The organism is Pseudarthrobacter sp. fls2-241-R2A-127 (genome assembly GCF_030209355.1).
Lineage (GTDB): Bacteria > Actinomycetota > Actinomycetes > Actinomycetales > Micrococcaceae > Arthrobacter.
In genome coordinates, this window is sequence record NZ_JARVSF010000012.1 from 136,083 (window position 1) to 155,958 (window position 19,876).

Annotated in this window: 20 protein-coding genes and 1 riboswitch; of the genes, 8 read left to right on the plus strand and 12 right to left on the minus strand. The window is 67.5% G+C overall.

What is annotated here, in order from left to right:
• Positions 1-7: 7 nt before the first annotated feature.
• From QRN53_RS09855 to QRN53_RS09865, 3 genes are read left to right on the plus strand one after another with little or no spacing between them, the layout of a single operon-like run.
• Entirely contained in the window at positions 8-271 is a 264-nt protein-coding gene (locus QRN53_RS09855; RefSeq protein ID WP_285243835.1) for a DUF1737 domain-containing protein, read from the plus strand.
• The gene (locus tag QRN53_RS09860; protein WP_285243836.1) at positions 268-678 is read left to right on the plus strand and encodes a rhodanese-like domain-containing protein; all 411 of its coding nucleotides are present in this window, start codon (positions 268-270) and stop codon (positions 676-678) included. Before QRN53_RS09855 ends, QRN53_RS09860 begins: the two co-directional genes overlap by 4 nt.
• Positions 679-1,887: an O-succinylhomoserine sulfhydrylase gene (locus tag QRN53_RS09865; protein WP_285243837.1), complete on the plus strand. Its 1,209-nt coding sequence runs from the start codon at positions 679-681 to the stop codon at positions 1,885-1,887.
• On the opposite strand, the gene QRN53_RS09870 is transcribed toward QRN53_RS09865, so the two are convergent.
• The gene (locus QRN53_RS09870) at positions 1,884-2,147 is read right to left on the minus strand and encodes a DUF1905 domain-containing protein (protein ID WP_285243838.1); all 264 of its coding nucleotides are present in this window, start codon (positions 2,145-2,147) and stop codon (positions 1,884-1,886) included. The two genes, QRN53_RS09865 and QRN53_RS09870, sit on opposite strands and share 4 nt — an antisense overlap.
• Between QRN53_RS09870 and QRN53_RS09875 the strand changes: the two genes are divergently transcribed.
• Positions 2,095-3,588, plus strand: a complete 1,494-nt coding sequence (locus tag QRN53_RS09875) for an HNH endonuclease signature motif containing protein (RefSeq protein ID WP_285243839.1) — start codon at positions 2,095-2,097, stop codon at positions 3,586-3,588. The genes QRN53_RS09870 and QRN53_RS09875 overlap by 53 nt on opposite strands.
• A gap of 51 nt (positions 3,589-3,639) precedes the next feature.
• Here QRN53_RS09875 and QRN53_RS09880 read toward each other — a convergent pair whose 3' ends face one another.
• The 5 genes from QRN53_RS09880 to QRN53_RS09900 all read right to left on the minus strand — a co-directional run bounded on the left by QRN53_RS09880 (position 3,640) and on the right by QRN53_RS09900 (position 9,532).
• A complete protein-coding gene (locus QRN53_RS09880; RefSeq protein ID WP_285243840.1) occupies positions 3,640-4,866 on the minus strand; it encodes a glutamate--cysteine ligase 2 in 1,227 nt (408 codons plus the stop codon).
• 67 nt (positions 4,867-4,933) lie between these two features.
• On the minus strand, positions 4,934-6,457 hold the full coding sequence (locus QRN53_RS09885) for a UDP-N-acetylglucosamine 1-carboxyvinyltransferase (protein WP_285243841.1): 1,524 nt from the start codon (positions 6,455-6,457) through the stop codon (positions 4,934-4,936).
• 107 nt (positions 6,458-6,564) lie between these two features.
• Complete coding sequence (locus QRN53_RS09890; RefSeq protein ID WP_285243842.1) at positions 6,565-7,365, minus strand: energy-coupling factor transporter transmembrane component T family protein; 801 nt, start codon at positions 7,363-7,365, stop codon at positions 6,565-6,567.
• Positions 7,362-8,909, minus strand: a complete 1,548-nt coding sequence (locus QRN53_RS09895) for an ABC transporter ATP-binding protein (protein WP_285243843.1) — start codon at positions 8,907-8,909, stop codon at positions 7,362-7,364. Before QRN53_RS09895 ends, QRN53_RS09890 begins: the two co-directional genes overlap by 4 nt.
• Positions 8,909-9,532 carry an ECF transporter S component gene (locus QRN53_RS09900; RefSeq protein ID WP_285243844.1) on the minus strand — a complete coding sequence of 208 codons (624 nt, stop codon included), beginning with the start codon at positions 9,530-9,532 and terminating at the stop codon, positions 8,909-8,911. Before QRN53_RS09900 ends, QRN53_RS09895 begins: the two co-directional genes overlap by 1 nt.
• Before the next feature lie 67 nt (positions 9,533-9,599).
• Positions 9,600-9,740: riboswitch (TPP riboswitch) on the minus strand.
• 170 nt (positions 9,741-9,910) lie between these two features.
• Here QRN53_RS09900 and QRN53_RS09905 point away from each other — a divergent pair.
• Positions 9,911-10,174: a DUF4235 domain-containing protein gene (locus QRN53_RS09905; RefSeq protein WP_285243845.1), complete on the plus strand. Its 264-nt coding sequence runs from the start codon at positions 9,911-9,913 to the stop codon at positions 10,172-10,174.
• Here QRN53_RS09905 and mnhG read toward each other — a convergent pair whose 3' ends face one another.
• The 6 genes from mnhG to QRN53_RS09935 are packed head-to-tail and all read right to left on the minus strand — an operon-like array spanning position 10,175 to position 16,540.
• Positions 10,175-10,588 (minus strand): monovalent cation/H(+) antiporter subunit G, encoded by a 414-nt coding sequence (mnhG, locus tag QRN53_RS09910; protein WP_285243846.1) that lies wholly within the window; start codon positions 10,586-10,588, stop codon positions 10,175-10,177.
• A complete protein-coding gene (locus QRN53_RS09915; RefSeq protein WP_018760725.1) occupies positions 10,578-10,856 on the minus strand; it encodes an MrpF/PhaF family protein in 279 nt (92 codons plus the stop codon). Before QRN53_RS09915 ends, mnhG begins: the two co-directional genes overlap by 11 nt.
• Positions 10,853-11,398, minus strand: a complete 546-nt coding sequence (locus QRN53_RS09920) for a Na+/H+ antiporter subunit E (RefSeq protein WP_285243847.1) — start codon at positions 11,396-11,398, stop codon at positions 10,853-10,855. Before QRN53_RS09920 ends, QRN53_RS09915 begins: the two co-directional genes overlap by 4 nt.
• On the minus strand, positions 11,395-12,996 hold the full coding sequence (locus tag QRN53_RS09925) for a Na+/H+ antiporter subunit D (protein ID WP_285243848.1): 1,602 nt from the start codon (positions 12,994-12,996) through the stop codon (positions 11,395-11,397). The genes QRN53_RS09920 and QRN53_RS09925 overlap by 4 nt, the downstream gene beginning before the upstream one ends.
• The gene (locus tag QRN53_RS09930; RefSeq protein ID WP_285243849.1) at positions 12,993-13,514 is read right to left on the minus strand and encodes a Na(+)/H(+) antiporter subunit C; all 522 of its coding nucleotides are present in this window, start codon (positions 13,512-13,514) and stop codon (positions 12,993-12,995) included. The genes QRN53_RS09925 and QRN53_RS09930 overlap by 4 nt, the downstream gene beginning before the upstream one ends.
• The gene (locus QRN53_RS09935; protein ID WP_285243850.1) at positions 13,511-16,540 is read right to left on the minus strand and encodes a Na+/H+ antiporter subunit A; all 3,030 of its coding nucleotides are present in this window, start codon (positions 16,538-16,540) and stop codon (positions 13,511-13,513) included. The genes QRN53_RS09930 and QRN53_RS09935 overlap by 4 nt, the downstream gene beginning before the upstream one ends.
• 197 nt (positions 16,541-16,737) lie before the next feature.
• Between QRN53_RS09935 and QRN53_RS09940 the strand changes: the two genes are divergently transcribed.
• The 3 genes from QRN53_RS09940 to QRN53_RS09950 all read left to right on the plus strand — a co-directional run bounded on the left by QRN53_RS09940 (position 16,738) and on the right by QRN53_RS09950 (position 19,874).
• Complete coding sequence (locus QRN53_RS09940) at positions 16,738-18,141, plus strand: MFS transporter (protein ID WP_285243851.1); 1,404 nt, start codon at positions 16,738-16,740, stop codon at positions 18,139-18,141.
• Positions 18,142-18,204: 63 nt separating this feature from the next.
• Positions 18,205-18,687, plus strand: a complete 483-nt coding sequence (locus QRN53_RS09945; RefSeq protein WP_285243852.1) for a cation:proton antiporter regulatory subunit — start codon at positions 18,205-18,207, stop codon at positions 18,685-18,687.
• Positions 18,688-18,692: 5 nt separating this feature from the next.
• Complete coding sequence (locus QRN53_RS09950) at positions 18,693-19,874, plus strand: cation:proton antiporter (RefSeq protein WP_285243853.1); 1,182 nt, start codon at positions 18,693-18,695, stop codon at positions 19,872-19,874.
• Positions 19,875-19,876 lie beyond the last annotated feature (2 nt).

Here is a 19,876-nt window from a genome sequence, read left to right on the forward strand (position 1 = left end):
ATCCGTCGTGTCTGACGCACCCGCCCCTGACGAAAAATTGTCCTACCGCCTGATTACCGGCGCGGACAACCGAGAATTCTGCGAGCGGATCTCGGCCGCCCTCGCAGACGGCTACGTGCTGCACGGGAGCCCGGCAGCAACCTTCAACGGCACCACGGTGATCGTGGCGCAGGCCATTGTCCTTCCGGCCGCGATCGCCTCTGCGGATGCCGCCGTGGCCACTGCGGTTGACGAGCTTGAGGGCGAGTTCGAGGGCGAGGGCCACGCATGAGCTACGCAGGAGACCTGACGCCGCAGGAAGCATGGGCGAAGCTGGAACAGGGCGCCATCCTGGTGGATGTCCGCACCGAAGGCGAATGGGCCCACATCGGCATCCCGGACACCAAGGCAACGGACAACGATCCCCTCTTCATCCAGTGGACCTTCCCCGGCGGCATCCCCAACCCCGATTTCGTGAAGGACCTCACGGAGCAGGCGCCCGAGGACCCGGGCGCGGAACTGGTGTTCCTGTGCCGCTCGGGCCAGCGCTCCATCGCCGCCGCCATCGCAGCCACCCAGGCCGGATTCACCTCGTACAACGTCCTGGAGGGCTTCGAAGGAGAACCGGACCGCTATGGCGAACGGACCGTCAACGGCTGGAAAAACCGCGGCCTGCCCACCAACCTCGGAAAGAACTAAGTGACTTTCAATCAAGACGCCCCCGGCTGGAACCCCGATACCCAGGCAGTCCGCGGCGGGCTGGACCGCACCAACTTCCAGGAAACCTCCGAGGCCATCTTCCTGAACTCGGGGTTCGTCTACGAATCCGCGGCCGCGGCCGAACGCGCCTTCACCGGCGAGGACGAGCGCTTTGTGTACTCGCGCTACGGCAACCCGTCCGTGGCCACGTTCCAGGAACGGCTCAGGCTGCTGGAAGGCACCGAGGCGTGCTTTGCGACGGCGTCGGGCATGTCCGCGGTGTTCACGGCCCTGGGCGCGCTGCTCGCCGCCGGCGACCGCGTGGTGGCCGCCCGCTCGCTGTTCGGTTCGTGCTTTGTGATCCTGAACGAAATCCTTCCCCGGTGGGGCGTGGAGACCGTCTTCGTGGACGGCCCGGACCTGGACCAATGGCGTGAGGCCCTGTCCAAGCCCACCACCGCCGTCTTCTTCGAATCCCCGTCCAACCCGATGCAGGAAATCGTGGACATCGCGGCGGTAAGTGAACTCGCGCATGCCGCCGGCGCCAAGGTGGTTGCGGACAACGTCTTCGCCACTCCCCTGCTGCAGCGTTGCGGGGACCTCGGCGCGGACGTGATCGTGTACTCCGGCACCAAGCACATCGACGGGCAGGGCCGGGTCCTGGGCGGCGCCATCCTGGGCACCAAGGAATTCATCGATGGGCCGGTCAAGCAGCTGATGCGCCACACCGGTCCGGCGCTGTCCGCGTTCAACGCCTGGGTCCTGACCAAGGGCCTGGAAACCATGAGCCTGCGCGTCCGGCACTCCTCGGCCACCGCCCTGCGGCTCGCTGAATGGCTCGAAGAGCAGCCGGCCGTGAGCTGGGTGAAGTACCCGCTGCTGAAGTCGCACCCGCAGTATGGGCTGGCAGCGAAGCAGATGAGTGCCGGCGGCACGGTCCTCACCCTTGAACTGGCGCCATCCGGCGGACGCTCCGGCAAGGAGGCTGCCTTCGCATTGCTGGACGGGCTGCGGATCATCGACATCTCCAACAACCTTGGCGACTCGAAGTCCCTCATCACCCACCCCGCCACCACCACGCACCGCGCCATGGGGCCGGAGGGCCGCGCCGCCATTGGCCTGAGCGACGGCGTGGTCCGGCTCTCCGTGGGGCTCGAGGACCCGGAGGACCTCATCCGCGACCTGGAACAGGCCCTCAAGCAGATCTAGCCGCGCTGGACGTCCAGCCGGACCTGGACCCAGTCACGGGCGCTGAGACGCGCCTGTTCCCTCACCGCCTTTTTGACGGGCAGCAGATATGAGGCGCTCCTGCTGTCGGGGAACAACGAGGTCTGCCATGCATGCCCGTTGGCCTGCGCGCGCTGCCTGCCGGCCTGCCAGCGCCTCGTTGTCAGACCCTCATTGGATGATTTGAGTATGGAAATCGGGACAGGCGGAACAGCGGTTGTGGAGGGACTTGAGTCCTCCATGTCTGCCTTCCGCAGGCTCGTTCAGGAAGACACAGCCCTTGCATCGAGTGCCTGTGTTGGCGCTGGTGTGGATGTGTTGCAGCGGCGGTATGAGCTCCGGCTGACCCGGTTGGAGGTGGTGAAGCGGCTGGAGGCCCAGCTCGCCGCCGTAAAGGCCCGCGACGTTGCCGACGCCCTCGACATCCAGCACGCCCTGCTTGCCCCGGACGCCCCGGTGCACGAGCACACCTACGCGGAGATGTCAGCCGTGGAGGAAATCGCCGGGATCCTGACCATCAGCTCCCCAGCGGCCAGCGCGTTAGCGGACCAGTCCCGCCGGGTCTGCTCCCTGCCGCCGGTGATCGAGGCCCTGGCCGCGGGTGCCGTGTCCTGGCAGCACGCGAGAATTGTCGCCGACGAAACCGAAGGCCTTGATGCGACCGGTGCCGCCGGGTTGGTGGCGCACTTCTTCGACCCTTCTGCCCCCAACCCGGCCCGCGGAGCCGCCCCCGGCGACCTCGTACCCTCCCGGTTCCGGGCCAAGGTCCGTTCCTGGCGGGAACGCCATCACCCCGACACCATCGAGAAACGCCATGCCAAGGGGGCCGCGGACCGGCGGATGGAATACACTCCGGACCGGGACGGCATGGCCTGGCTCTCGCTCTACCTGCCCGGGAACACCGCATCGGCCATCTGGAACCGCACCACCGCCAGCGCCCGCGGCCTCCAAGGCCCGGACGAACCACGCACCCTCACCCAACTCCGCCCCGACGTCGCCGCGAGCCTCCTCCTGGGCGCCGGAGCGCTGGCGGGTGGCGGAAACACCACCGGCGCCGGCGCAGCTTCGGGAAACCCTGCGGGTGAGGCTGCCGGGAACACGGCTGAGCTTGGCAAAGTTCCCGCCCCGCGGGCGGATGTCCTGGTCACGGTCCCGGTCTTCTCCCTCCTTGGCCTCACAGACGAGCCAGCAGTGCTGGACGGGTTCGGCCCGATCCCGGCCTCCATGGCCCGCAGGCTCGTTACCGACGGCGCCGAATCCTTCTACCGGGTCCTGGTCGACCCCCGCGACGGGGCACCCCTTCAGATCGGCCGCACCCGCTACCGGCTCACCGAGACCATCAAGAAATGGATCCGGATGCGGGACGCCAAATGCACCTTCCCCGGCTGCACCAACCACACCCCCGACAACGACACCGACCACCTCACCGCCTGGCAACACGGCGGCACAACAGACGTCGCCAACCTGGCACAGCTCTGCCCGAAACATCACCGGCTTAAACACAACTCCCGGTGGATCCCCGACACCGCAACCCGCAATGAACCACCCGGCTGGACCTCACCCACCGGCCGGCACTACAAACCCGAACACCCAGACCCCCAACCACCCCACTGGCCACAATGGCTCATGCCCGGGCAACGAAGTCTTCTGGAGGAAGCACTTTTGGATCTCCTCAGCGCTTGAGGTTCGAGAGGCAAATGCCCGCGTGCAAATTATGCATCTGAGACTGCCGTCTCAGGCCTGCCGGACCCGCAGGAGTTCCGGGGTGTCCTCCACGTCTGAAAGCTCCACTGCGCCGCGCATGGTGACATCCACGGCGTGCCGGACCACTGCGCCGAAACCCATGTCCTCCGGAGGCTGTCCGGCCAGCGCCCTGTCGCGGGCCCGGCGCTGCTCGGCGGCACCCGTACCGCGGGCGATGATGTGCTCCACGCCCTGCCGGGCCAAGGCCAGTTCGCCATTTTCCTGCAAGACGGGCGCCAGGTAATCCACCAGGGAACGGGCAACGTCCGCGGCCGGGGCCGGGCGGAAGTTCCCAAAGTCCAGGAGTTCCCCACTGAGTCCCGAGCTGCTGGCCTGCCACGAGGCCATCCGCAGCAGGACCGTGGGCACGGGCGCCGGATCCACGCCTTCGCTCCATTCCCTGCTGGCTGACTCCACCAGGGCACGGACAAGCACGGCGATTAGTGCTGCGTCCTCGGCACGGAGGCACACGTCCGCCACCCGCACCTCCACGGTGGGGTGGTTGCGGGAAAGCCGGGCGTCGAAATACAGCATTCCCTCGTCGAGCATCACACCCGTGTCCAGCAGCCGGGTGACCACCCGCCGGTAGGCGGGGTACGTCCCGTAGATCGCGGCCGGGCCCGCAGTCGGCCACCGGTTCCAGGCCTGGGTGCGGTAGCTTTCGAAACCGGTGGGAACGCCATTCCAGTACGGCGAATTGGCGCTCAGCGCCGTCAGCACCGCCAGCTTGTCGCGGATCCGGTCCAGGACCGCCACGCCTTCTTCCGGTGATTCGATATACGTGTGCACGTGGAAACCGCAGGTCAGCTGCTCCTGCGCCGTGAGGCCAAAACGCTCCAGCATCCTGGCGTAGCGCGGGTCCGGCGTCGTGTGGCTGGTGGATGCCAGCGGCGACGTGGCAAGGGCAGCCACCCTGGCGCCGTGTTTGGCGGCCGCCTGGTTGGCCATTGCCCGGCCGGCCCTGATCTGCTCGAGCAGGGCCTCGGACTCCAGGCAGGGCTTGGTCTGGGTCTCGATCTGCTCAAGCTTCAGCTCGGCACTCAAGCCCATCTCGTCGTCGTGATCCGCCTGCTTCCCCGGGTGGCGGAGGTCCGGGTCCACTGGGAGATCGTCCGCGACCACACGGTGTCCGGCGAGGAGGGCGTCAGCCAGGGCAAGCGGCTCGCCGGACTCCGGATGAACAATCAGGAGTTCTTCCTCGACGCCGAAAGTACGCATACGAACATTCTGCGTCAGGGGTCGGAAATTGCGGACGCCGCCACAGATCATGACGAAGCATGAACGCCTAGTCCTGGAAGTACTCCACCCTGGCGCCGATGGTGTTCAGTCGCTCCGCCAGGTCCTCGTAGCCGCGCTCAATCACGTAGATGTTGCGCAGCTCGGAGATGCCCCGCGCCGCAAGCATGGCCAGCAGCAGGCAGGCAGCGGGCCGGAGCGCCGGCGGGCAGCCCACCTCCGCGGCACGCCACTTGGTGGGCCCGTTGACGTAGATCCGGTGCGGGTCCAGCAGCTGCACCTGCGCGCCGAGCCGGTTGAGCTCGGTCAGGTAGATGGCCCGGTTCTCGTACACCCAGTCGTGGATCATGGTCTGCCCGTGGGCGTTCGCGGCGATGACGGCGAAGAACGGCAGGTTGTCGATGTTCAGCCCGGGGAACGGCATGGGGTGGATCTTGTCCTCCGGGGCGCGCAGCTCGGAGGGCTTGGTGGTGACGTCCACCAGGCGGGTGCGGCCGTTGCGGGCCATGTACTCGCCGGAGATTTCGAGCTTCTGGCCCATCTGTTCCAGCGTGGCCAGTTCGATTTCCATGAACTCGATGGGGACGCGGCGGACTGCGACCTCGGAGTTGGTGACGATGCCGGCCGTGATCAGGCTCATGGCCTCGATGGGGTCCTCGGAGGGGAAGTACTCGATCTCGGCGTCAATCACGGGCCGGCCGGTGATCCGGAGCGTGGTGGTTCCCACGCCCTCGATGGTCACGCCGAGCATCTGCAGGTAGAAGCAAAGGTCCTGCACCATGTAGTTGGGGCTGGCGTTGCGGATCACGGTTGTTCCGGGCCGGTGTGCCGCCGCCATGATCGCGTTCTCGGTGACGGTGTCCCCCCGTTCGGTGAGGACGAAGGAACGGTCCTCGGCGTCCGCGGGCGGGGCCTGGACGGTGTAGAAACCGGCAGTGGCCTCCACCGACAGGCCGAACTCACGCAAAGCCTGCATGTGGGGCTCCACGGTGCGGGTGCCCAGATCGCAGCCGCCGGCGTAGGGCAGGCGGTACTCCCGCGACTCGTCCAGCAGGGGGCCGAGCAGCATGATGACGCTGCGGGTCCGGCGGGCAGCGTCCACGTCCATGGCATCCAGGTCCAGGACGGCGGGCCGGCGCAGGCGGAGATCGGTGTCGTTAAGCCAGGTGCACTCCACGCCGATGCTAGTGAGCACCTCGACGATGCGGTTGACTTCCTCGATCCGGGCCAGCCGGCGGAGCACGGTGGTGCCACGATTGATCAGGCTGGCGCACAGCAGGGCCACACCGGCGTTCTTGCTGCTGTTGACGTCCACGGCGCCGGAGAGGGTGCGGCCGCCCTCCACCCGCAGGTGCGTCATCTTCGGCTTGCCCACGTTCACGATGCTGCGGTCAAAGATGTTTTCCAGCCGCTGGATCATTTTCAGGCTCAGGTTCTGCTTGCCCTGTTCCATCCGGGCCACGGCGCTTTGGCTGGTGCCGAGTTCGGAGGCCAGTTGGCCCTGGGTCCACCCCTTCTCGCTCCGGGCGTCCCTCAGCATGGCGGCAACGTGTTCAGCGGTTTCCTGGGTCATACCGCAAATATATCATAAATGAGTTAGGGAACCGGGGCGCTTGCGGGGAAGCGGCCCTTCTAGTCTCCCCTACCCGCTACGTGCGATAGTACCCGCCGGTAACCTCACTAGCTGCCAAGCCACACCATATTCCAGCTGCCCGTGGCGAGCGCCGCCCCAAGGGCAAGCCCGGCCATCAGGAGGCCGCCGCCCACCACCCACAGGTCCAGCACACTGAACGTGGATTCGCGGGCCCAGGTCCGCTGCCCGCCGCCAAAGCCCCGCGCTTCCATGGTCACGGCAAGCCTCGACGCCCGGCGGATCGCCTGCACCAGGAGCCCAAAACTCTGCCCCAGCGTCGCCTTCACCCGCTGGACCACGTTTCCGCGCGAACCCACACCGCGGGCACGCCGGGCCATGCCGATCGTCTGCCATTCCTCGGCCATAAGCCCCACCAGGCGCATCGCCGCCAGGGTTCCCAGGACAAACCGGTGCGGCAGGCGCGCCTTCTGCGCCAGCGCATCCGCCAGGTCGGTGGGATCGGTACAGCTCATCAGCAGCACCGCCGGGAGGGCGATCGCGAAGCCGCGCAGCAGGAAGCCGATGCCCAGCTGGAGGGACCCCTCGCTCATGGTCCAGATGCCGGCGTCGAGCAGGATCCTTCCCCTGTCCGGCGCCAGGATGGCGGTGCTCCATCCGCCGATGGCGGCCGCGAGGATCAGCGGCCAGCCCCGCTGCCAGAGCAGGGACAGGGTGAGGCCCGCCAGGGGAAACAGCATCAGTTCGAAGACCAGGGCCACGGATGCGGACACCCAGTCGATGGACAGCGCCAGGACCGCGGTGATGAGCACGACGGCGGCGAATTTGCTCAGCGGATTGGCCCGGGCCAGGAGTGCCCGGTTGCCGTCCAGGGTCAGCTGCTGCCTCATGGCGCCACCGTTTCCGCTGCGGACATCCGCAACTCGGCCCCGCCCAGGGCAGCGGTGAATTCGGCGTCATGGGTTACGGACACCACGGCCGTGCCGGCGTCCAGGAGCTCGGACAGGAACGAGGCCAGCTCCGCCCAGGTGTTGGCGTCCTGCCCGAACGTGGGCTCGTCCAGGACCAGCACCTGCGGACTGGCGGCCAGGACCGTGGCCACGGACAGCCGCCGCTTCTCTCCGCCGGACAATGTGTAGGGGTTGGCGTCCACCAGCTGGGTGAGCCGCAGCCGCTCCAGCAGTTCCTCCACCCGGTCCTCGCCGTGGCCCAGGTGACGGGGTCCGAACAGCAGCTCATCGAGCACCTTGCCGGTCACGAACTGGTGCTCAGGCTCCTGGAACACCGTTCCCACCCGCGAGATCAGCTGCTCGGCCTTCCACGTGTAGGGGTCGATCCCGGCACCGCGGCTGAGGTCCACCGTGGCGGACACTTTCCCGGACACCGGCTCGAGGAGCCCCGCAAGGGTCAGCGCAAAGGTTGATTTCCCGGCGCCATTCGGGCCCGTGACGGCCAGCGCCCGGCCGGCCCGCACCTGCGCGGCAACACCCTCCTGGACTGGAACCGGCGGGATCTTCCGGAAGCCCTTGCGGCGGGGACGCTCGCGGGACACGCCCAGTCCTTCGGCTGCCAGCAGGAGGTTGCCGGTCCCGGCAGCCCGGATATCGGCACGGCGGCGGGTGGCCGGCACATATCCCGGCACCCAGACTCCGGCAGCCGTCAACATGTCCCGGGCCTCGCTGAGGACCCGGTCCGGGGGGCCGTCCAGGAGCACGGCAGGATCTGAGGCGGTGCCCGGCTGCAGGACCACGATCCGGTCCACCAGGTCCTTCCACACGGAAACCCGGTGCTCCACCACCACCAGGGTGGCTCCGGTCTTGTCCAGGCAGCGCGCCACGGCGTCGCGGACCTCCAGCACGCCGTCCGGGTCCAGGTTGGCGGTGGGCTCGTCCAGCAGGATCAGCCCAGGACGCATCGCCAGGATGCCCGCCAGCGCCAGGCGCTGTTTCTGCCCGCCGGAGAGGGCCGACGTCGGGTGGTCCAGCGGCAGGTGGGACAGGCCGACGTCGGCAAGCGCCTCGTGCACGCGCGCCCAGATGGCGTCGCGGGGCACGGCGAGGTTCTCGGCGCCGAAGGCGACGTCGTCCCCGACCCGCGAGAGGACCACCTGTGTCTCCGGGTCCTGCTGCATGAGGCCGGACCGGCCGCGACGCTCGCGGGGCGGGGCACCATCAACCAGCAAGGAGCCCGACTCGTCCGCGTCGCCGGACTCGCCGTCGTCGTTGATATCGCCCAGCACCCCGGCGAGGGCATGCAAGAGCGTCGATTTCCCGGCACCCGAGGGGCCGAGCAGGAGCACCCGCTCGCCGGGGCTGATATCCACGTCCAGGGCATGGACGGCAGGTTTTGCCCTGCCGGCATGCCGCCAGCCCCAGCCGCGGGCCGTGACGGCGGCCGGGCGTACGCCTCCTGCGGCGTCCTGGGAGGGGGCCATCAGGAGAAGACAGGCTCCGTTGCAGCCTTGCGGGACGCGAAGGAGCTCAGCACCCCGGTGCGGGCCAGGCCGCGGGTGGCGAGCCAGGACAGGGCGCCTGCCAGCACGGCACCGGACACGGTGGTGAGGACGATGTAGGCAAGCTTGTCCGCGCCCAAGTAGGCGATGTTCCAGCCCCACGGCGCGAACGAGTCATTCAGGCCGCAGAAGAAGCCCGCAGCCGCACCGGCCAGGAGGGAGACGGGCAGGTTGAACTTGCGGTAGACGAACACCGCGAAGATGATTTCCGCGCCCAGGCCCTGGATGAAGCCGGAGAACAGGACGGAGGCGCCATACTGGGAACCCATCAGGAGCTCGCCAGTCGCCGCCACGGTTTCGCAGAACAGCGCGGCGCCGGGTTTGCGGATGATGAGCATTCCCAGTACGCCGGGAATCATCCATCCGCCGGCCAGCAGCCCGGTCAAGGGCGGGTAGGCGGCGTTCATGGGGGCGGACAGGGCAGCGGCACCCTGGTCCCAGGCCCAGAAAATGACTCCGCCGGCGATGGCCACCAGGGCCGCCACCACGATGTCGACGACGCGCCAGGACCTGTTGGTGGTCTTCTTGATTGCTGCAGTACTCATGTGATCCTCCTGGGTAACAGGAGGGGAAAGTGGCTCCGGCTGGCGGACTGTTGCCGGTCCGGCCGGACACTTTGAGAACTCGACTCCCTTGCGCCGGTACTAACCGGATCAGGTTCGAGGGTCTGCGGCTGTCCCGCACTCTCAGCGCCCACCTGCGGCTCCCGGCATGGCCAGGTGGTCCGACGGCGGCGCTCCCCTGTCGTTTTTAAGTGTTGTTTTTCGGTGGGTAAAGCGTGTCAATACTGCCCGGATTGGGCGTGGTCAAGTTTACACCCGGCAGGGGCCGAACGGCGGCCATGACGGCTCCTGGACCGGATGTGACCGGGTGTACGGCTAGGCTGGAGGCAGTTCGTTTTCCGCGCGCAAGGAGTACTAGGAATGAACCTTCTCATCAAGCTGCTCGGTACCGGGGTGAGCCTGGGCGCAGGCCTGGTCGGCACCAAGCTGGTCAACACCATCTGGGAGAAGACCACGGGGCAGAAGCCGCCCAGCGGCAAGGGCGAGGACGTGCCCACCAGCCTGCGGTCGGCGTTGACCTTCGCATTGATCTCCGCCTCCGTCAGCGCGATCATCCAGGTCCTGGCCAACCGGGGCACCCAGCGCGCCATCACCCGGTTCGCCAAGACGGAGGACATCGTCTAGCTACTGGTGGTTTTCGCCGTCGTCGTGGTTGTCCCTCCGGGCAGCCTCGGCGGCGGCTTTCTGCACCACGGCCTCCAGCTCATCCGCTGCGAGCAGTTCCCGGTGCAGGTGCTTGGTGCGGTAGCCGGCCCTGCCCACCATGTGCGCGGACACCGGCACCGTGAGCAACTGGAAGATCCAGGCAACCGCCAGGACCGGCCACACCCACCAGGTGCGCATTTGGAGCCCAATGGCTGCCAGCAGCAGGAACAAACCCAGGACCTGCGGCTTGGTGGCGGCATGCATGCGGCTCATCAGGTCCGGGAAGCGGAGCAGGCCGATGGCGGCCCCCAGGGACAGCAGCGCGCCCACCACCATGAACACGGCGGAGGCCAGGTCGATCCACGCGTCGCCGCCGGAGAAGTCAGGATTCATGGGGGTTCACCCTCCGGTCCGCGACGAACCGGGCCACGGTCACCGACCCGATGAATCCGATAATCGAGATGGCCACCACCAGCATCAGGTTGTTCAGGTGCCGGTTCACCGCCATGTCGACGCACAGGGCCCCGCCCAGGATGGCCAGCAGGACATCGGCCGCGAGGACCCGGTCCAACAGCGAAGGTCCGCGGGCAATCCTGATGATGGCGCCGCCGGCAGCGAGCGAGAAGATGACGGCCGTGACGGCCAGGACAACGGGCATCATGCGGATGCCTCCATTCGGACGGCTTCGAGTTCTTCGGCGGAGCCCATGATGCGGATCAGGCCGGCCTCGATGGACCTCACCTCTTTCCGCAGGCCCTCGATGTCCTGCTTCGAGGTGATGTTGAGTGCGTGCAGGTACAAGGTGGAGGCCGGGCGGTCCACCTCCACCACCAGGGAGCCGGGAATCAGGGAGATCACGTGCCCGGTGGCGGTGACAATCAGGTCCTGGTGGCTCCGGAGCTTCACCGCGACGACGGCGTTGGTCACCTTGGGTCCGCGGACGATGGCCAGGTACAGGACCTGGCCGCTGGCCACCACCACTTTCCCCAGGAAGGCAAAGGCGAAGGGCACGGCGTACAGGATGTTGAACCGGCCGCTGAGTTCCACCGGCGGAAGGTAGAACAACCGGGCAACGCCCACCGCCAGCAGGGCGCCAAAGAGCAGGTTCCCGGGGCTGAAGTCCTGCCACAGGGCACCCCACACGATTACCAGCCACACCAGGAGGGGAAGCTCCTGACGCAGCGAAATCCGTTTGCGGCTCATCGTCCTCCTCCCGTCACGGTGGCCGGGACGGCGGTATCGCTGCCCAGGACCGACTGGATGTACGGGGCCCGGTCAAGCATGTCCCGTGCGGCCTGGTCGGAGAGTCCGAACAGCGGCCCGGCGAACACGGTGAGGGCCACGCCGAGGACCACCAGGCCAAGGGTTGATCCCACCATGGTGCGGGGCAGGAGCGTGACCGTGTTGATTTTGGCGCCCGGCCCGGCGGCCCGCCCCGAGGGGCCGGCCAGGAGCACGGGGTCCGGATGTTCCGCGTCTTCCGGCTTCCGCCAGAAGGCGCGGTTCCACACGCGGGCAATGGCCAGCAGCGTCAGGAGGCTGGTGACCACCCCGCCGATCACCAGCGCGTAGGCCAGCGGGGTCCCCAGCTCGATGCCGGCCTGGAGCAGGCCAACCTTGCCGAGGAATCCGGAGAACGGCGGGATGCCGGCCAGGTTCATGCCGGGGATGAAGAACAGCAGCGCCAGCAGGGGCGAGAGCTTGGCCAGGCCGCCTAGCCGGTCCACGGAGGAGCTGCCGCCGCGGCGTTCAATGAGGCCGGTCACCAGGAACAGGCTGGTCTGGATGGTGATGTGGTGGGCCACGTAGAAGACCGCCGCGGCCAGCCCGGCCACCGAGGACATGGCCAGCCCGAACACCATGTAGCCGATGTGGCTGACCAGGGTGAACGAAAGCAGACGCTTGATGTCGCTTTGCGCCAGGGCACCAAGGATTCCCACCACCATGGTCAGCAGCGCCACCACCATCAGGGGCGTGTTCAGGGTGTCGCCGGGGAACAGCAGCGTCTCGGTCCTGACCATCGCGTACACACCCACCTTGGTCAACAGGCCGGCGAACACGGCCGTGACGGGTGCCGGCGCCGTGGGGTAGGAGTCGGGAAGCCAGAAGGACAGCGGGAAGACGGCGGCCTTGATGCCGAAGGCCACCAGCAGCATGACGTGCAGCAAGGTCCTGGTGCCTTGGTCCAGGTCGCCCAGCTTGAGGGCGAGGTCGGCCATGTTCACTGTGCCCGTTGCGCCGAACACCATGGCGATGGCGATCAGGAACAGCACCGAGGACACCACGGACACCACCACGTAGGTGACGCCCGCACGGATCCGCGGCCCGGTGCCGCCCAGGGTCATCAGCACGTAGCTTGCGGTCAGGAGGATTTCGAAGCCGACGTAGAGGTTGAAGAGGTCCCCGGAGAGGAACGCGTTGGACACTCCTGCCACCAGGATCAGGTAGGTGGGGTGGAAGATCGAAACCGGGGCGTCCTCGTCGCCGTCGGCCATGCCCTGCCCGGTGGCGTACACCAGCACGGCAAGGCTGACCGCGGAGGACACCACCAGCATCAGTGACGAGAACTGGTCCACCACCATCACGATGCCCCACGGCGGCAGCCAGCCGCCGATGGTTACCGCAGCGGTTCCGCTGTTCCATGCGGATGCCAGCAGCAGGCATTCGAGGGCCAGGGTGAGCGACAACAGTCCGATGCTCACCGCCCGCTGGGCCCGGGAGTGCCGGATCAGGAGGAAGGTGAGGGCGGCGCCCAGGATGGGAAGGACGACGGCGAGCGGGGCCAGGCTGGCGATGTTCACTTAGTGCCGCCTTCCGGGCCGGATTCAAGGTTGAGGGAGCCGGGTTGTTCTTCCGCAGCTGCGAGTTCGGCCGGCATTTCCCGTCCTCCCGCGGTGACGGTGGTGAGCGGAAACTCGGAGGTTTCGGCAGGGATTTCGGCGTCGTCCTCTGCGTCGAAGCTGGGGGTTTCCGCCACCCGGAGGTCCTCCACGTCGTCCTGGATATCGTCCTGGCGTGCCAGCACCCAGGTGCGGTAGATGATGCCGAGCATGAACGCGGTGACGGCGAAGGAGATCACGATCGAGGTCAGGATCAGGGCCTGCGGGAGGGGGTCGTTGTAGTCTGCGGCCGGGGTGTCCTTGGTGAAGAAGGGAGCCAGGCCGGCGTATCCCCCGGTGGAGAGGATCAGCAGGTTGGTGGCGTTGGCCAGCAGCATCAGCCCCAGCAGGACACGCGTCAGGCTGCGTTCGAGGATCAGGTAGATGCCGCAGGCATAGAGGGCGCCCATGACGATCAGCAGGGTCAGGTTGACGCTCATGCGTTGCCCTTTGCGGTGGTCTCGGCAGGAATACGTTCCGCTTCCTGGTCCTGCTGTGCCGGTTGGGGCCCGGCCGCCGCGGACCGTTCTTCCATGTGTTCGTCGATCTCGGCGCCGAGGCTGCGCAGCACGTCGAGCACCAGGCCCACCACCACCACGTACACGCCGATATCGAAAATAGTTGAGGTGACGAACTTGATGTCACCAAACACGGGCAGCCACACCTCGATGATGGCGGACTGGAACACCTGGCCGCCCAGCAGCAGGGGTGTCACGCCGGAGGCGGCGGCAAGGGCCAGGCCCGTGCCCAGCAACGCACCGGCGCTCAGCGGTGCGGCTTCCCGCAGTTCGAACCGCCCGCCGGCCAGGTAACGGATGGTCAGCGCCAGGCCGGCGGTGAGGCCACCGGCGAAGCCGCCGCCGGGCAGGTTGTGGCCCGCCAGGAGCAGGTAGAGCGAGAAGATGATCATCGAGTGGAAGATCAGGCGGGTGACCACCTCGAAGATGATGGAACGGCGCTCCGGGGCGAGGGTCCTGCCGGCCACGATCCAAGCATCCCGGGCGGAAGCGGCGAACTTGCGGCTGATGGCAAGCGCCGCGCCGTCGCGGGACCCGGGGTCCACACCGTGGTACCGCCCCACGGTGCCCGCGGCAACGGATGCGGACCGTTGCAGGCGGTCGCCGCGGCCGCGCACGAAGATCAGGCTGGCCACGCCGGTGGCGGCCAGGGCGAGGACACTGATCTCACCGAACGTGTCCCAGGCCCGGATGTCCACGAGGGTCACGTTGACCACGTTCAGGCCGCCGCCGCCCTCGTAGGCGAGCTGCGGGAACTGCAGGGACACCGGGAGGGCGGTCCGGGCTCCCATGGCGAAGATCGCGGCGAACACCATGGTCACGCCGAACCCCAGCCCGATGATGACGCGCAGCACCCGGTATTTTCCGCCGGTCCGGTCACGCAGCTCGGGGGGTAGGCTGCGCATGGCCAGGACGAATGCCACCAGGATGATGGTTTCCACCAGCATCTGGGTCAAGGCAAGGTCGGGGGCGCCCTGCAGGGCGAACATGAGGGCGATGCCGTACCCGGTGACGGAGACCATGAGTACCGCCAGGAAGCGCTTGTTGGCCTTGACGGCAGCAAGGGCGCCAATCACGATGCCCACCCCGGCCACCAGTTGCAGCGGGGAGTGCGGGTCCACGAGGTAGATGTCCTGCGGCAGCGCATTGCCGCTGAGCAGGATGGCCGTGAGCGGAAGGACGAATGCCACGCTGAGGATCACGGCGAGGTAGAAGTAGAGGGAACCGCGCTGGGTCCGGCCCGTGATCCAGACGGCGGCATCGTCCAGGGCACCGATGGTGAGCTGGTAGCCCCGGTCGCCGTCCACCCAGGCAGGAACCAGGGACTGGGCCCTGGCCACGGCGTTGCGGCCGAAGTACATGGCCAGGCCGAGGACAAACGTGACGGCGGTCAGTCCAAGCGCCGGGGTGAAACCGTGCCACAGCGCCAGGTGCCCGGCCTGCTCAGCGGGCGTGCCGGCGTCGGACGCTGTGGACGCGAACAGTGCCGCGTAGGGCTGGATCCAGGCATCCACCGGAACCGGCCACAGCCCGTAGGCGATGGTCAGCAGGCTCAGGACCGCGGGGGCGGCAAGGAAGGAAGGCCGGATGGCCTTGAACGGGGTGGGCTCAACGCCGGGCTTTGCCGCGAACGCGCCCCACATAAACCGGGCGCTGTAGGCGAACGTCAGGATGGATCCGACCACCAGGCCGGCCAGCACCACCATTCCCCAAGGACCGGCATGCGGGCCGGTGGCGTGGTGCACAAACGCTTCGAGCACCGATTCCTTGGCCACGAACCCGGCAAGCAGCGGCACCCCGGCCATGGAGGCCGCGCCGATGCCTGCCACGACGGCCAGCGCGCGCGAGGACCGGAAGACGCCGGAGAGTTTCCGCACATCGCGGGTACCGGACTGGTGGTCGATGATACCCACCACCAGGAAGAGGGTGGCCTTGAACAGGCCGTGCGCCAGCAGCATGGCCAGGCCGGCCAGGGCGGCGTCGGGCGTCCCCAGCCCCACCACCATGGTGAGGAAGCCCAGCTGGCTGACAGTGCCGTACGCCAGGATCAGCTTGATGTCGGTCTGCCGGAGCGCACGGTAGCCTCCCACCAGCATGGTGGCCAGGCCCAGCCCCAGGACCACGGGCTGCCAGTACGCCGTCTCGGCAAAGCCGGGGGCCAGGCGGGCCACCAGGTAGATGCCCGCCTTCACCATCGCGGCGGCGTGCAGGTAGGCGCTGACGGGTGTGGGGGCAGCCATGGCGCCAGGCAGCCAGAAGTGGAAGGGGACCAGCGCGGATTTGGTGATGGCGCCCACCAGGATGAGGACGACGGCGGCACTCACCGTGGCGCCCGAGGGTCCGGAAACCAGCGCCGCTGCCTGTTCCAGGATGCTGGAGACACGGTAGGTGCCTGCGGTGAAGCCGAGCATGATCAGGCCCACCAGCATGGCCAGGCCTCCGGCCGTGGTGACCATGAGGGCCTGCAGCGCAGACCGGCGGGCCGCGAGCCGGGTCCTGGCAAAACCGATCAGGAGGTAGGACAGGATGGTGGTGAGTTCCCAGAAAATGAACAACAGCAGCAGGTCATCGGCCAGCACCAGGCCGAACATGGCGCCCGCGAACGCCAGCAGCTGCGCGCCGAAGGCCCCGAGGCCCTGGTCTTTTTGCTTGAAGTACCGGGCGCAATAGAGCAACACCAGCGCACCGACGCCCAGGACCAGCAGGGACATCACCCACGCCAGCGCGTCCATCCGGAAGGCAAACTCAAGATGGAGGCCGGGAATCCATTCGAAGACTTCGGAGACCGCACCGGGACCGGAATAGACCTCGCCGTGCTGCGAGACCAACCAGGCGAAGGAAACAGCCGGGACGGCAGCCAGTGCATAGAACGCGTTCCGGCCCCAGGCCCTGAAGAGGAAAGGCGCCAGGACAGCCACCGAAAAGTGCACGGCAAGGACTGTTATCACTGGTATCTCCGCAACGTCAGGGATTCGATTGTCAAAAGTTGGAGCAGGCGGCAAAACTAGTTAGATCCGGGAGGCTCCAGTTTACCAAGGCCCCGGCTCCCCCTTTTCTGATCGGTGGGGGCGCTGACGGCGAATTCCCCCACGTCACAGGGCCGTGCTCCGCCGGGTGTTCGCCACGGGCGGATACGATTCAACGTATGAACAGCGCCAGCGCTCAGGGGGCAATGCGGCCTGCCTCGGAACTTGAAACCGGCACCCGGACCTCCAGCAAGCGCCGCATCCTGGCATGGGCCTCCTGGGACTGGGGCTCGGCGGCCTTCAACGCGGTCATGACCACGTTCGTGTTCACCGTCTACCTGACGTCCAAGGCCTTCGGCGGAGAGGACAGTGCCTCCGCGGTCCTGGGGGCCGCCCTGTCCGTGGGAGGCTTCGCCATCGCGCTGCTGGCGCCGGTCACCGGCCAGCGCTCGGATGCCGGCGGACGCCGCAAGCTGTGGCTGGGAGTGAACTCGGCCGCCGTCGCCATCCTGACCGCTCTGTGCTTCTTCGTGTTTCCGCACCCGGAATTCCTGCTCCTTGGCGCGTGCCTGATTGCGCTGGGCAATGTGTTCTTCGAGTTCGCCGGGGTGAACTACAACGCCATGCTCGCCCAGGTCTCCACGCCGCAGAACATCGGGAAGGTCAGCGGGTTCGGCTGGGGCGCCGGCTACCTCGGCGGAATCGTGGCCCTCCTGATCGTCCTGCAACTGTTCGTCCAACCGGCTTTCGACTGGTTCGGGTCATCCACCGCGGACAGCCTCAACATCCGGCTGGTGGCCGTCTTCTCAGCCCTCTGGTTCTTCGTCTTCGCCCTTCCGGTGCTGTTCGCCGTCCCGGAACTGCCCCGCACCGCGCAGGCCGGACGCCTGGGCTTCCTTGCCAGCTACGGTTTGCTGCTCCGGCGCATCAAGGCCATCTACGCCACCAGCCCGCACACCATCTACTTCCTGCTCGCCAGCGCCGTCTTCCGGGATGGCCTGGCCGCCGTCTTCACCTTTGGCGGCATCATCGCGGCCGGGACGTTCGGCTTCACCTTGTCCCAGGTCATCTTCTTCGCCATCTTCGGAAACGTGGTGGCGGCCATCGGCGCCGTGATCGGCGGCTTCCTGGATGACAAGGTGGGGCCCAAGGCCGTCATCACGGCTTCCCTGGTGGGGCTCCTGATCGCCGGGACCGCCATCCTGGTCCTGGGTAACGGAAACTATTCCTTCTTCGGCATGGATTGGGCGGGGAGCACCACGTTCTGGGTGTTCGGACTGTTCCTCTGCCTGTTCGTGGGGCCGGCCCAATCCTCGTCCCGCGCCTACCTGGCCAGGCTGGCGCCGCACGGCGAATCGGGAGAGCTCTTCGGCCTGTACGCCACCACCGGACGCGCCGTCAGCTTCCTGGCGCCAGCCCTCTTCACCTTGTGCATCACGGTGGCCACCCCGCTGGTGCCCGCCGGGCAGGCCCAACGCTGGGGCATCTTGGGCATCATGGTGGTGCTCTTGGCCGGACTCCTGGTCCTGCTGCCGGTGAAGTCTCCGGACAAGGCCCCCATCGCCGTGGTCCCTGCGGCCTGACGCGCCCTCCGGCACCGCTCAGGGCCCCGGCCCAGGTGTTGCCAGGCAGACTAGGCTTGAACCATGAACGTGGACGAAACCAACCTGCCCGGCCTGGGCCGCCGGAAGGATTTCATGACGGCATCGGGACGCCGCATCGGCGTCGTGGAGCTGCGCGAAGGCCAGACCGAACTCATCGTTTCCACCTGGGACGATCCCGATACCTGCCAGGCCTCGATTCCGCTGACCAGCGATGAAGCCGCCACCCTGGGCAACCTCCTGGGCGGCACGCACCTGGCCATGAAGCTCGCCGAGGAACACAAGGACGTCCCGGGCATCGTCACCCGCCAGTTCTCCATCGCCGCGGACTCCCCGTTCCAGAACCAGCCCATGGGCAAGGCCTGTATCCGCACCCGGTGCGGCGTCTCCATCGTGGCCATCATGCGTGAAGGTGAGGTGCTGCCCTCGCCCGGGCCCGACGTCGTCCTCCACGCCGGCGACCTGCTGGTGGCAGTGGGCACCCAGAAAGGCCTGGACTCGGCGGCCAATATCCTGCGCCACGGTTAAGTCGAATGGACCCGTTGGCCCAGACCCTCATTGAGCTGGGGGCCGTTGTGTTCTGCCTCGGGCTGCTGGCCAGGCTGGCCGGCCGGATTGGAATGTCCCCCATCCCGTTCTACCTGCTGGGCGGACTCGCGTTCGGGGCCGGTGGCGTCGTCAAGCTGGAGGGAATGCACGAGTTCGCCCATCTTTCCGGCGAAATCGGCGTCATCCTGCTGCTGCTTATGCTCGGATTGGAATATACGGCCGCCGAGCTGTTCACCGGCCTCCGCCGATCATGGCAGGCCGGTGTCCTGGACCTGGTCCTGAACTTCCTCCCCGGTGCCGGGCTGGCGCTGCTCCTGGGCTGGGGCGGCGTAGGTGCCATGGTGATGGGCGGCGTGACCTACATTTCCTCATCCGGTATTGCCGCCAAGGTCATGACGGACCTGGGCCGGCTTGGAAACCGCGAAACCCCGGTGGTGCTGTCCATCCTGGTCTTCGAGGACCTCGCCATGGCCGTTTACCTGCCCATCCTCACGGCCACGCTCGCCGGCGTGAGTTTCCTGGGCGGCCTCACCACCGTGGGGATCGCCCTGGCGGTGGTAAGCCTGGTCCTGATGGTGGCGCTGCGGCACGGGCACCACGTCTCCAAAGCCGTCCACAGCGAAAACTCCGAAGTCTTCCTGCTCAACGTCCTGGGCGCCGCCCTGCTGGTGGCCGGCGCCGCATCGGCCATGCAGGTGTCCGCGGCGGTGGGCGCCTTCATGCTGGGCATCGCCATCTCCGGCGCCACGGCCCACAACGCCACCCGCATCCTCGAACCGCTGCGCGACCTCTTCGCCGCCATCTTCTTCGTAGCGTTCGGGCTCAATACGGATCCCACGTCCATCCCGCCGGTCCTGGGCTGGGCGCTGGTCCTGGCGGCGGCTACCGCGGCCACCAAGATGCTGACGGGTATCTGGGCGGCCAAACGGGCCGGGATCGCCCGCCCGGGCCGCTTCCGGGCCGGCGCCGCGCTGATCGCCCGCGGCGAATTCTCCATCGTGATCGCCGGCCTGGCAGTCGCGTCCGGGGCGGTGCCGCACCAGCTGGCGGCACTTGCCACCGCCTATGTATTGCTTATGGCGGTGCTTGGCCCGCTGGCTGCCCGCTATGTTGAGCCTCTTGCCAAGGCAGCCATCCGGCGGCCCGCCGTCGCACCGCAGGTCTAAGG

Bases quoted from the DNA above. Each gene is read 5' to 3' on its own strand.
- QRN53_RS09860 (WP_285243836.1), top strand. From the start codon at position 268: ATGAGCTACGCAGGAGACCTGACGCCGCAGGAAGCATGGGCGAAGCTG.
- QRN53_RS09875 (WP_285243839.1), top strand. From the start codon at position 2,095: ATGGAAATCGGGACAGGCGGAACAGCGGTTGTGGAGGGACTTGAGTCC.
- QRN53_RS09870 (WP_285243838.1), bottom strand. From the start codon at position 2,147: ATGGAGGACTCAAGTCCCTCCACAACCGCTGTTCCGCCTGTCCCGATT.
- QRN53_RS09880 (WP_285243840.1), bottom strand. From the start codon at position 4,866: ATGCGTACTTTCGGCGTCGAGGAAGAACTCCTGATTGTTCATCCGGAG.
- QRN53_RS09885 (WP_285243841.1), bottom strand. From the start codon at position 6,457: ATGACCCAGGAAACCGCTGAACACGTTGCCGCCATGCTGAGGGACGCC.
- QRN53_RS09890 (WP_285243842.1), bottom strand. From the start codon at position 7,365: ATGAGGCAGCAGCTGACCCTGGACGGCAACCGGGCACTCCTGGCCCGG.
- QRN53_RS09895 (WP_285243843.1), bottom strand. From the start codon at position 8,909: ATGGCCCCCTCCCAGGACGCCGCAGGAGGCGTACGCCCGGCCGCCGTC.
- QRN53_RS09900 (WP_285243844.1), bottom strand. From the start codon at position 9,532: ATGAGTACTGCAGCAATCAAGAAGACCACCAACAGGTCCTGGCGCGTC.
- QRN53_RS09905 (WP_285243845.1), top strand. From the start codon at position 9,911: ATGAACCTTCTCATCAAGCTGCTCGGTACCGGGGTGAGCCTGGGCGCA.
- mnhG (WP_285243846.1), bottom strand. From the start codon at position 10,588: ATGAATCCTGACTTCTCCGGCGGCGACGCGTGGATCGACCTGGCCTCC.
- QRN53_RS09915 (WP_018760725.1), bottom strand. From the start codon at position 10,856: ATGATGCCCGTTGTCCTGGCCGTCACGGCCGTCATCTTCTCGCTCGCT.
- QRN53_RS09920 (WP_285243847.1), bottom strand. From the start codon at position 11,398: ATGAGCCGCAAACGGATTTCGCTGCGTCAGGAGCTTCCCCTCCTGGTG.
- QRN53_RS09930 (WP_285243849.1), bottom strand. From the start codon at position 13,514: ATGAGCGTCAACCTGACCCTGCTGATCGTCATGGGCGCCCTCTATGCC.
- QRN53_RS09940 (WP_285243851.1), top strand. From the start codon at position 16,738: ATGAACAGCGCCAGCGCTCAGGGGGCAATGCGGCCTGCCTCGGAACTT.
- QRN53_RS09945 (WP_285243852.1), top strand. From the start codon at position 18,205: ATGAACGTGGACGAAACCAACCTGCCCGGCCTGGGCCGCCGGAAGGAT.
- QRN53_RS09950 (WP_285243853.1), top strand. From the start codon at position 18,693: ATGGACCCGTTGGCCCAGACCCTCATTGAGCTGGGGGCCGTTGTGTTC.